This is a genomic window from Amnibacterium endophyticum, assembly GCF_042680685.1.
Lineage (GTDB): Bacteria > Actinomycetota > Actinomycetes > Actinomycetales > Microbacteriaceae > Amnibacterium > Amnibacterium endophyticum.
Genome location: NZ_JBHUEA010000027.1, coordinates 19,817 through 29,892, shown reverse-complemented (window position 1 = coordinate 29,892; position 10,076 = coordinate 19,817). Strand labels below are relative to the sequence as shown.

Annotated in this window: 9 protein-coding genes; all 9 read left to right on the top strand. The window is 72.9% G+C overall.

Going from position 1 to position 10,076, the window contains the following annotated elements; genetic code table 11:
• A partial coding sequence (locus ACFSBI_RS14600) for a cell division protein FtsQ/DivIB (protein ID WP_377936190.1) occupies positions 1-756 on the top strand: 756 nt, incomplete at its 5' end.
• Between the two features lie 128 nt (positions 757-884).
• Positions 885-2,084 (top strand): cell division protein FtsZ, encoded by a 1,200-nt coding sequence (gene ftsZ, locus ACFSBI_RS14595; RefSeq protein ID WP_377936188.1) that lies wholly within the window; start codon positions 885-887, stop codon positions 2,082-2,084.
• A 199-nt stretch (positions 2,085-2,283) separates the two neighbouring features.
• A complete protein-coding gene (locus ACFSBI_RS14590) occupies positions 2,284-2,949 on the top strand; it encodes a YggS family pyridoxal phosphate-dependent enzyme (RefSeq protein ID WP_377936186.1) in 666 nt (221 codons plus the stop codon).
• A 55-nt stretch (positions 2,950-3,004) separates the two neighbouring features.
• Positions 3,005-3,454, top strand: a complete 450-nt coding sequence (locus ACFSBI_RS14585) for a cell division protein SepF (protein ID WP_377936184.1) — start codon at positions 3,005-3,007, stop codon at positions 3,452-3,454.
• Positions 3,455-3,509: 55 nt separating this feature from the next.
• The gene (locus ACFSBI_RS14580) at positions 3,510-3,824 is read left to right on the top strand and encodes a YggT family protein (protein WP_377936182.1); all 315 of its coding nucleotides are present in this window, start codon (positions 3,510-3,512) and stop codon (positions 3,822-3,824) included.
• A gap of 131 nt (positions 3,825-3,955) precedes the next feature.
• Positions 3,956-4,603, top strand: a complete 648-nt coding sequence (locus tag ACFSBI_RS14575; RefSeq protein WP_377936180.1) for a DivIVA domain-containing protein — start codon at positions 3,956-3,958, stop codon at positions 4,601-4,603.
• Positions 4,593-5,168 (top strand): signal peptidase II, encoded by a 576-nt coding sequence (gene lspA / locus ACFSBI_RS14570; RefSeq protein WP_377936178.1) that lies wholly within the window; start codon positions 4,593-4,595, stop codon positions 5,166-5,168. The genes ACFSBI_RS14575 and lspA overlap by 11 nt, the downstream gene beginning before the upstream one ends.
• A gap of 1 nt (position 5,169) precedes the next feature.
• Positions 5,170-6,087 (top strand): RluA family pseudouridine synthase, encoded by a 918-nt coding sequence (locus ACFSBI_RS14565; protein ID WP_377936176.1) that lies wholly within the window; start codon positions 5,170-5,172, stop codon positions 6,085-6,087.
• A gap of 464 nt (positions 6,088-6,551) precedes the next feature.
• A complete protein-coding gene (dnaE, locus tag ACFSBI_RS14560) occupies positions 6,552-10,061 on the top strand; it encodes a DNA polymerase III subunit alpha (protein ID WP_377936174.1) in 3,510 nt (1,169 codons plus the stop codon).
• Positions 10,062-10,076 lie beyond the last annotated feature (15 nt).

Sequence of the window (10,076 nt, the reverse complement as noted above, 5' to 3'; positions counted from 1 at the left end):
CCTCCGCCCCGCCGCGACGACCGGCGGGCGATCCGGCGCGCCGTGCGGGAGCGGCGCCGCGCGCTCGCGGCCGAGCTGCGGCGGCCGCGTCCCCGCCGGCTCCGGGTCGTCCCGCTCGTCGTCGCCGGCCTGGTCGTGCTGCTCGTCGGCGTGCCCGCGCTGCTCGCGTTCGCGCCCGTGTTCACGGTCCAGCGCGTGGAGGTGACGGGCGCCGCGCCCGACGTCGCCTCGTCCGTGCAGCAGGCCCTCGCGGGGCAGCGGGGCCGGCCGATCGCCCTCGTGGAGGACGCGGACGTGCGGCGCGCGGTGCGCGGCGTCGCCGCCGTCGAGTCCGTCTCGGTGGTGCGACGGCCGCCCTCCGTCCTCGAGGTGCGGGTGGTCCCGCGCACGCCGGTGCTGCAGCGCAGGACCGCGGACGGCTGGCAGCGGCTCGACGCGTCGCGGGTCGTGATCGACGCCGCGGCGACGCGCTGGGCCGGGCTGCCGGTGCTGGCGGGATCCGCGTCGCCCCGCGCCTACGCCGTCGCGGTCGATGCCGTCGGCGCAGCGGGGGAGCGCGGGCTGCGGGTCGTGCGCGTCGAGGCGGCGGGGCCCGACGACGTCGTCCTCGTCCTCGCGGACGGGCTCCGCGTGCAGTGGGGCGGTGCCGAGCACGCCGCGGCGAAGGCGGAGGCGCTGGCCGCGGCGCTCCCGAAGGCGTCGCTCGGCGCGTCCGAGATCGACGTGTCGTCCCCGGGCGTGGTCCTGACGCGCTGATCGGCGCGTCGTGCCGACCCGGACGGGGGACAGCGCCTACCGTCGGCGGCGACGGATTCCCGTCGTGAGCAGGTCTTTCACCTTCAAGTACAGGTTGAAGCCTCACCCACCCGCTCCGGAAGGCAGTCGTGACGTCGAACCAGAACTACCTCGCGGTCATCAAGGTCGTCGGCGTCGGCGGCGGCGGCGTGAACGCCGTGAACCGGATGATCGAGCTGGGCCTGCGCGGCGTCGAGTTCGTGGCGATCAACACCGACGCCCAGGCGCTGCTGCTGTCCGACGCCGACGTGAAGCTCGACGTCGGCCGCGAGCTGACCCGCGGGCTCGGCGCCGGCGCCGACCCCGAGGTCGGCCGGCGGGCCGCGGAGGACCACGCGGAGGAGATCGAGGAGGCGCTGGCCGGCGCCGACATGGTCTTCGTGACCGCGGGGGAGGGCGGCGGCACCGGCACGGGCGGCGCCCCCGTCGTCGCGCGCATCGCGAAGTCGATCGGCGCGCTGACGATCGGCGTCGTCACGAAGCCGTTCTCGTTCGAGGGCAAGCGCCGGCTCGCGCAGGCGGACCGGGGCGTCCAGTCGCTGGCGAACGAGGTCGACACCCTCATCGTCGTGCCGAACGACCGCCTGCTCGAGATCAGCGACCGCGGGATCTCGATCGTGGAGGCGTTCGCCACCGCCGACCAGGTGCTGCTCGCCGGCGTGCAGGGCATCACGGACCTGATCACGACGCCCGGCCTCATCAACCTCGACTTCGCCGACGTGAAGAGCGTGATGCAGGGTGCGGGCAGCGCCCTGATGGGCATCGGCTCCGCCAGGGGCGCCGACCGCGCCATCAAGGCGGCGGAGCTCGCGGTCGCCTCCCCGCTGCTCGAGGCGTCGATCGACGGCGCGCACGGGGTGCTGCTGTCGATCCAGGGCGGGTCGAACCTCGGCATCCTCGAGATCAACGACGCCGCGAAGCTGGTGCAGGAGGCCGTGCACCCCGAGGCGAACATCATCTTCGGCGCGGTCATCGACGACACCCTGGGCGACGAGGTGCGGGTGACGGTCATCGCGGCGGGCTTCGACGGCGAGGGCGGCCGCGAGAAGCGCGGCGACGTGCGCCGCAGCAACTTCGTCGAGACCGCGAAGCCGGCTCCCGCCCCGATCGCGTCGCCCGCGGCACCCGCCCCCGTCTCGGCGGCGGCGACCGCGGCCGACCGCAACTCGACCGGCTCGCACGAGTGGCAGCTGGTGGCCGAGTCGACGACGCTGACGCAGACGAGCGACCTCGACTACGGCGGCACCGACGAGGACGACGACCTGGACATCCCGGAGTTCCTCCGCTGATCCGCGGGCGCGACCCGCGCCGCCCGACCCGCGGTCCCGGGAGGCCCGCGGTCCCGTGAAGCGGGCGGGTCGAGGGTCGGGGCGGAGGACGGATCGCCGGGTGGAGGACGTGGACGGCTTCCTCGTCCTCCACCCGCTCCGGGGTCCTCCGCGCCGTCGTCCCGCACGAACCGTCGCAGTCCGCCCGTACCCTCGGACCGTGCCGGAGCGTCTCGAGTCGCGGCTCGCGGAGGTCCGCGAGCGCGTCGCCGCCGCCGCCCGCGGGGCGGGCAGGGCTCCCGACGACGTCACCCTGATCGTCGTCACCAAGTTCCAGCCGGTCGACCTCGTGCAGCGGCTGCGGGCCCTCGGCGTCGCCGACTTCGGGGAGAACCGCCACCCCGAGGCCCGCGACAAGGCCGCGGCCGTCCCGGACGCGGCGTGGCACTTCATCGGGCAGCTGCAGACGAACAAGGCCCGGCAGGTGGCGCGCTACGTCGACGCGCTGCACTCCGTCGACCGCGCGGACCTCGTGCACGCCCTCCGCGACGCCGACCTCGACGTCCTGCTCCAGGTCGACCTCGACGGCGACACGCCGGGCCGCGGCGGCGCCGCACCCCCAGAGCTGGGGCCGCTCGCCGAGGCGGTGCTCGCCACCGGGCACCTGCGCCTCCGCGGCGTGATGGCCGTGGCGCCGCGCGACGAGGAGCCGGCGCGGGCCTTCGCCCGCCTGGAAGCGGCGTCCGACCAGGTGCGCCGCGTCGCCCCCGACGCGTCGTGGATCTCGGCCGGGATGTCCGGCGACTACGAGGCCGCGATCGCGGCGGGCGCCACCCACGTACGGGTGGGGGCCGCGATCACGGGCCCGCGCAGCACCCCGGGGTAGCGTGACGACCGGGCGGCACCGCGGGGGGCGCGTGCGCAGCCCCCAGGAGGACTCCATGTCGAACCCGATCCGGAAGTCAATGGTGTGGCTCGGCCTCGCCGACGACCAGTACGAGTACGACGAGCCGGTCGAGCCGGTGACGCCGCACGTGCAGCCGGTCGTCACGCGAGCGCCCGTGACCCCGCTGCCGAGGCGCAGCGCGGCCGTGCGGGCGGCGGCGCCGGAGCTGAACGAGATCATCACCGTGCACCCGCGGCAGTTCCGCGACGCGGAGCAGATCGCCGACCACTTCCGCGGCGGCACGCCCGTGATCCTGAACCTGACGCAGATGACGGAGGCGGAGGCGCGCCGGCTGGTCGACTTCGCGTCCGGCCTCTCGATGGGGCTGCGCGGCCGGATCGAGCGGGTCACCAGCAAGGTGTTCCTGCTGTCGCCGGAGCACATCACCGTGTCCGGCGACGAGCCCGGCCCGGAGTCGGAGCTGGACGCCACGTTCACCGGGTGACGCGCGCCGGCGCCCGCCGCGTTCGGGATACTGGACGCGTGCAGGGGTCGGGGGCGTGAGCGTGCTGGCGGTCGTCGGCGGGATCGCGTACATCGTCCTGCTGGTGTTCTTCCTCGCGCTCTGGGCGCGCTTCGTGCTCGACCTGGTGCAGGCCTTCAGCCGCGAGTGGCGGCCGAGAGGCGTGCTCCTCGTCCTCGCCGAGGCCGCGTACACGACCACCGACCCGCCGGTGAAGGCGGTGCGGCGCGTCGTGCCGCCGCTGCGCGTCGGCGGCTTCGCGCTCGACTTCGGGTTCACAATCGTGATGTTCGCGGTCATCGTGCTGATGTACGTCGCGCGCGCCGTGCAGGCCGCGGGCGCCGTCGCATAGCACCTCCGCGCGCGACACGCGCGGCCGCGGCACGCCCCCGGAAACGGGGTGCCGAGCGGCCGTCTCGCGCTAGCCTTTCCCGCACCGCGAACCGGGCGGCCCGCCGTTGACACGACCATGAAGGAACGCACATGGCCCTCACCCCAGAAGACGTCGTCAACAAGCGCTTCCAGCCGACGAAGTTCCGCGAGGGGTACGACCAGGACGAGGTCGACGACTTCCTCGACGAGGTCGTCGTCGAGCTGCGGCGCCTCGGCCAGGAGAACGAGGACCTGCGTCAGCGCCTGATCGCGAGCGAGTCCCGGATCGCCGAGCTGCAGCGCAGCAGCGCCGTGCCGGTCACCGGGGAGCAGGCCCAGCAGCTGCCGCAGCAGCCGCAGCTCAGCTACCCGACGGCGCAGGTCGACGCGGGCGCCGTGGACCCGTCGAACACGAACAACCTGCTGCAGCTCGCCCGCCGGCTCCACGAGGAGCACGTGCGCGAGGGCGTCGAGAAGCGCGACGCGCTGATCGCGGAGGGCCACGCGGCCGCCGCCCGCGTCGTCGCGGACGCCGAGTCGAAGCAGCGGCAGCAGCTCAGCTCGATGGAGCAGGAGCGGGCGGTGCTCGAGCACCGCGTGGACGAGCTGCGCGGCTTCGAGCGCGAGTACCGGCAGAAGCTGAAGAGCTACATCGAGGGCCAGCTGCGCGACCTCGAGGGCTCGAACATGGTGTCGGGCTCCTTCAACGGCGTCGGGGCGACGGCGCCCAGCGGGTTCCAGGGCTTCGGTGGCAACTGACGCGGAGCGCGATCACGGGGCGTCGCCGGAGACGGCGGCGCCCCGCTCCGCGTCCGGCCGCGGGCGGGTCCGGCCCCTCGTGCTCGGCGTGCTCGTGCTCATCGCCGCCGCGGTCGTGGCCGCCGATCAGGGCGCGAAGGCGTGGGCGCTCGCGAACCTGCCGTTCGACACGCCCGTGCACGTCGTCGGCGACCTGCTCGTCTTCCGCAGGGTCGACAACCCCGGCGCGGCCTTCTCGCTCGCGAGCGGCTCCACGTGGATCTTCTCGATCATCGCCGTCGCGGTGGTCGTCTTCCTGATCGCGTTCGCCCCGCGCATCCGCCGCGTCGTCTGGGGCGTGCTGTTCGGGCTGCTGCTCGGCGGCACGGTCGGGAACCTCCTCGACCGGCTGACCCGCCCGCCGGGCTTCGGCGTCGGGCACGTGGTCGACTTCATCCAGATCCCGCTGCTGCCCGCGATCTTCAACGTCGCCGACATGGCGATCGTCACCTCGATGTGCCTGTTCGTGCTGCTGACCCTGCTCGGGGTCTCCATCGACGGGGCGCAGGCGCGGAAGCGGCGCTGACGTGCCGGAGCGGATGGTCCCCGTCCCGGACGGCCTCGCGGGGGAGCGCGTCGACGCGGCCCTCGCCAAGCTGCTGGGGCTGAGCCGCACCCGCGCGGCCGGCATCGCGGACGCGGGCGGCGTGGAGGTGGACTTCCGCCAGGTCGGCCGCTCCGACCGGCTGCCCGTCGGCGGCCTGCTGTCGGTGCGGTGGGAGGAGGAGCGCGAGGTCGACGTGGCGCCGGTCGAGGTGCCCGGGATGCGCGTCGTGCACGAGGACGACGACCTCATCGTCGTCGACAAGCCCGCGGGCGTCGCCGCCCACCCCTCGCCCGGCTGGACCGGGCCCACCGTCGTCGGCGGCCTCGCCGCGGCGGGGGTGCGCGTCAGCACCTCCGGCGCCGCGGAGCGCGCGGGGGTGGTGCACCGGCTCGACGCCGGCACGAGCGGGCTCATGGTGGTCGCGAAGAGCGAGCACGCCTACACGGTGCTGAAGCGGGCGTTCAAGGAGCGCACGGTCGACAAGGTCTACCTCGCGCTCGCGCAGGGGCACCCGGACCCGACGGCGGGGACGATCGACGCGCCCATCGGCCGGCACCCGAGGGCGGACTACCGCTTCGCGGTGATCGCGGACGGGCGCCCGTCGGTCACGCACTACGACACGCTCGAGGCGTTCCGGGCCGCCACGCTGCTCGAGGTCCACCTGGAGACGGGCCGCACCCATCAGATCCGCGTGCACCTCTCCCACCTCCGCCATCCGCTCATCGGCGACACGACCTACGGCGCGGACCCGGTGCTCGCGGAACGCCTCGGCGTCCACCGCCAGTGGCTGCACGCCGCCCGGCTCGGCTTCGCGCATCCCGCGACGGGGGAGCCGGTCTCCTACGAGAGCCCCCTGCCCGACGACCTGCAGCACGCCCTGGACCTGCTCGCGGAGTAGGCGCGGCATCCGGCCCGGTGCTCGCGAGGCGTCGGGAGGGCGGAGCGGCGCGGCGCCAGCGTCGGGAACGAAGGTCGATGTCGCGGATGCAGGCCGGATCCGGCCGATCCGGCCTTCGTCCGCCGCATCCGCCTGCATCTCCGACGCGCCGCGCCTGCGGGCTCGGGCCGCCCCCTCGCGGCCCTGCGACGAGGGCCGCCGGCGGCGCAGAGATCGCCCCGCGGGCCCGGATGCTCGCGAGGCGCCGGGAGGGCGGAGCGGCGCAGGTGAGTGCGTCGGGAACGAAGGTCGATGTCGCGGATGCAGGCCGGATCCGGCGGATCCGGCCTTCGTCCGCCGCATCCGCCTGCATCGCCGACGCGCCGCGCGCTCCGGGCTCGGATCCGACCCCGCCCGGCCCGCTCCGGGGCCCGTCCGCAGGTCGTCCGGCCGCTGTCCGAACCCCGCACTAGCCTTCCGAACCGATGAGCGACTCCGACGGCTTCGTCCACCTGCACGTCCACTCCGAGTACTCGATGCTCGACGGCGCAGCGCGCCTCGGCGACATGCTCGGCGAGGCCGCCAAGCAGGGGATGCCGGCCATCGCGATCACCGACCACGGCAACACCTTCGGCGCCTTCGACTTCTGGAAGCAGTCGCAGAGCCACGGCGTGAAGGCGATCATCGGCACGGAGGCCTACCTGACGCCCGGCACGCACCGCGGCGACAAGACCCGCATCCGCTGGGGGGACGGCGGCGGCGACGACGTGTCCGGGTCCGGCGCCTACACGCACATGACCCTGCTCGCCGAGACGACGCAGGGCCTCCACAACCTGTTCAAGCTGTCGTCGCGCGCGTCGATCGAGGGCTACTACTTCAAGCCCCGGATGGACCGGGAGCTGCTGCACGAGCACCACGAGGGGCTGATCGCGACCACCGGCTGCCCCGGCGGCGAGGTGCAGACGCGGCTGCGGCTCGGCCAGTGGGACGAGGCGGTCGCCGCCGCGGCGGAGTTCCGCGACATCTTCGGGCGCGACAACTTCTTCGTCGAGCTGATGGACCACGGCATCTCGGTGGAGCGGCGCGTCCAGCAGGACCTGCTGCGCCTCGCGAAGGAGCTGTCGCTGCCGATCGTGGCGACGAACGACCTGCACTACACGCACGCCGCGGACGCGACGAGCCACGCGGCCCTGCTCTGCGTCCAGTCCGGCTCGACCCTCGACGACCCGAACCGCTTCAAGTTCGACGGCGACGAGTACTACCTGAAGTCCGCCGCCGAGATGCGCCGGATCTTCCGCGAGCTGCCGGAGGCGTGCGACAACACGCTCGTCATCGCCGAGCGCTGCGAGGTCGAGTTCGACACGAGCGCGAACTACATGCCCCGCTTCCCGGTGCCGGAGGGGGAGACCGAGGACTCCTGGTTCGTCAAGGAGGTCGACCGCGGCCTCGAGGTGCGGTACCCCGACGGCGTGCCGGAGGCGGTGCGCAAGCAGGCCGAGTACGAGAAGTCGGTCATCCTGCAGATGGGCTTCCCCGGCTACTTCCTCGTCGTCGCCGACTTCATCAACTGGTCCAAGCGCCACGGCATCCGCGTCGGCCCGGGCCGAGGCTCCGGCGCGGGCTCGATGGCCGCCTACGCGATGCGCATCACGGACCTCGACCCGCTCGTGCACGGCCTGATCTTCGAGCGCTTCCTGAACCCCGACCGCGTCTCGATGCCCGACTTCGACGTGGACTTCGACGAGCGCCGGCGCGACGAGGTGCTCCGCTACGTCACCGACAAGTACGGCGACGACCGCGTCAGCCAGATCGTGACCTACGGGACCATCAAGGCGAAGCAGGCGCTGAAGGACTCGAGCCGCGTCCTCGGCTTCCCGTTCGGCATGGGGGAGAAGCTGACGAAGGCGATGCCGCCCGCGATCATGGGCAAGGACATCAGCCTGTCCGGCATCTTCGACCCGAGCGACAAGCGCTACAAGGAGGCCGGCGACATCCGCGCGGTGGTCGAGAGCGACCCCGAGGCGAAGACGGTCTTCGACACCGCGCTCGGGCTCGAGGGCCTGAAGCGCCAGTGGGGCGTGCACGCCTGCGGCGTGATCATGTCGAGCGTCCCGCTGACGGACGTCATCCCGATCCAGCGCCGCGAGCAGGACGGGCAGATCGTCACCCAGTTCGACTACCCGGCCTGCGAGGCCCTCGGCCTGATCAAGATGGACTTCCTGGGCCTCAGGAACCTCACGATCATCGAGGACGCGCTCGACAACGTGCAGTCGAACCGGGGGCACCGGCCGGTGCTCGAGGACCTTCCGCTGACGGACGAGGGGACCTACCGGCTGCTCGCCGCCGGCGACACGCTCGGGGTCTTCCAGTTCGACGGCGGGCCCATGCGGGCGCTGCTCAGGCTGATGAAGCCGGACAACTTCGAGGACATCTCCGCCGTCGGCGCGCTCTACCGCCCCGGGCCGATGGGCGCGAACTCCCACACGAACTACGCGCTGCGCAAGAACGGGCTGCAGGAGATCGTCCCGATCCACCCGGAGCTCGCGGAGCCCCTGGCCGACGTGCTCGGCACCACCTTCGGCCTGATCGTCTACCAGGAGCAGGTCATGGCGATCGCGCAGAAGCTCGCGGGCTTCAGCCTCGGCCAGGCCGACATCCTCCGGCGCGCGATGGGCAAGAAGAAGAAGGCCGAGCTGGACAAGCAGTTCGCCGGCTTCAAGGCGGGCATGAACGAGCACGGCTACTCCGACGCCGCCGTCGACACGCTGTGGGAGATCCTGCTGCCGTTCTCCGACTACGCGTTCAACAAGGCGCACTCCGCCGCCTACGGCGTGCTGTCGTACTGGACCGCCTACCTCAAGGCGCACTTCCCGGCCGAGTACATGGCGGCGCTGCTGACCAGCGTCGGCGACGCCCGCGACAAGCTGGCCGTCTACCTGAACGAGTGCCGCCGGATGAAGATCCGGGTGCTGCCGCCGGACGTGAACGAGTCGATCGGCTTCTTCGCGGCCGTCGGCGAGGACATCCGGTTCGGCATGGGCGCGATCCGCAACGTCGGCGCGAACGTGGTGGCCGAGATCGTGCGGACGCGGGAGGAGAAGGGGCGCTTCGTCTCCTTCCACGACTTCCTGCGCAAGGTGCCGATGGTCGTCGCGAACAAGCGGACGGTCGAGTCGCTGATCAAGGCGGGCGCGTTCGACTCGCTCGGCACGACCCGCCGCGGCCTGCTCGAGATCCACGAGGACGCGGTCGAGGCGGCGGTCTCGATCAAGCGCAACGAGGCGAACGGGCAGGTCGACCTGTTCGGCGGGATCTTCGAGTTCGAGGAGGAGCCGGACCACGTGCCCGACCGTCCCGAGTGGGGCAAGAAGGAGAAGCTGGCGTTCGAGCGGGAGATGCTCGGCCTCTACGTGTCGGACCACCCGCTCGCCGGGCTCGAGGCCCACCTGGCGAAGCACGCCTCGACGTCCATCGCCGACCTCCTGGCCCTCGAGACGCCGCCGGACGGCGAGCAGGTGACGCTCGCCGGGCTGGTGACCGAGGTGCAGCACCGCGTCGCCCGCAACAGCGGCAACCAGTACGGGATCGTGCAGATCGAGGACTTCGGCGGCTCGGTCAGCGTCATGTTCCTCGGCAAGGCCTACCAGGAGTTCGCGCCGGCGCTCGTCGCCGACAGCGTCGTCGTCGTCCGCGGCCGGGTGTCGGCCCGCGACGACGGGATGAACGTGCACGCGAACAGCGTCTTCTCGCCCGACCTCGGCGCGAGCGGCGGGGGAGGGCCCCTGACGATCACGCTGCCCGACCAGCGGGCGACGACGCAGGTCGTGAAGTCCCTCTACGACATGCTCATCCGCCACTCGGGCGACACGGAGGTGCGCCTCCGGCTCACCCGCGGCGTCACCGCGCGCGTGTTCGAGGTCCCGTTCCCGGTCGACGTGACCGCGGACCTCTACGGCGAGCTGAAGAGCCTGCTCGGCCCGAGCTGTCTCGTGTAGCAGCGAGGGCGCGGA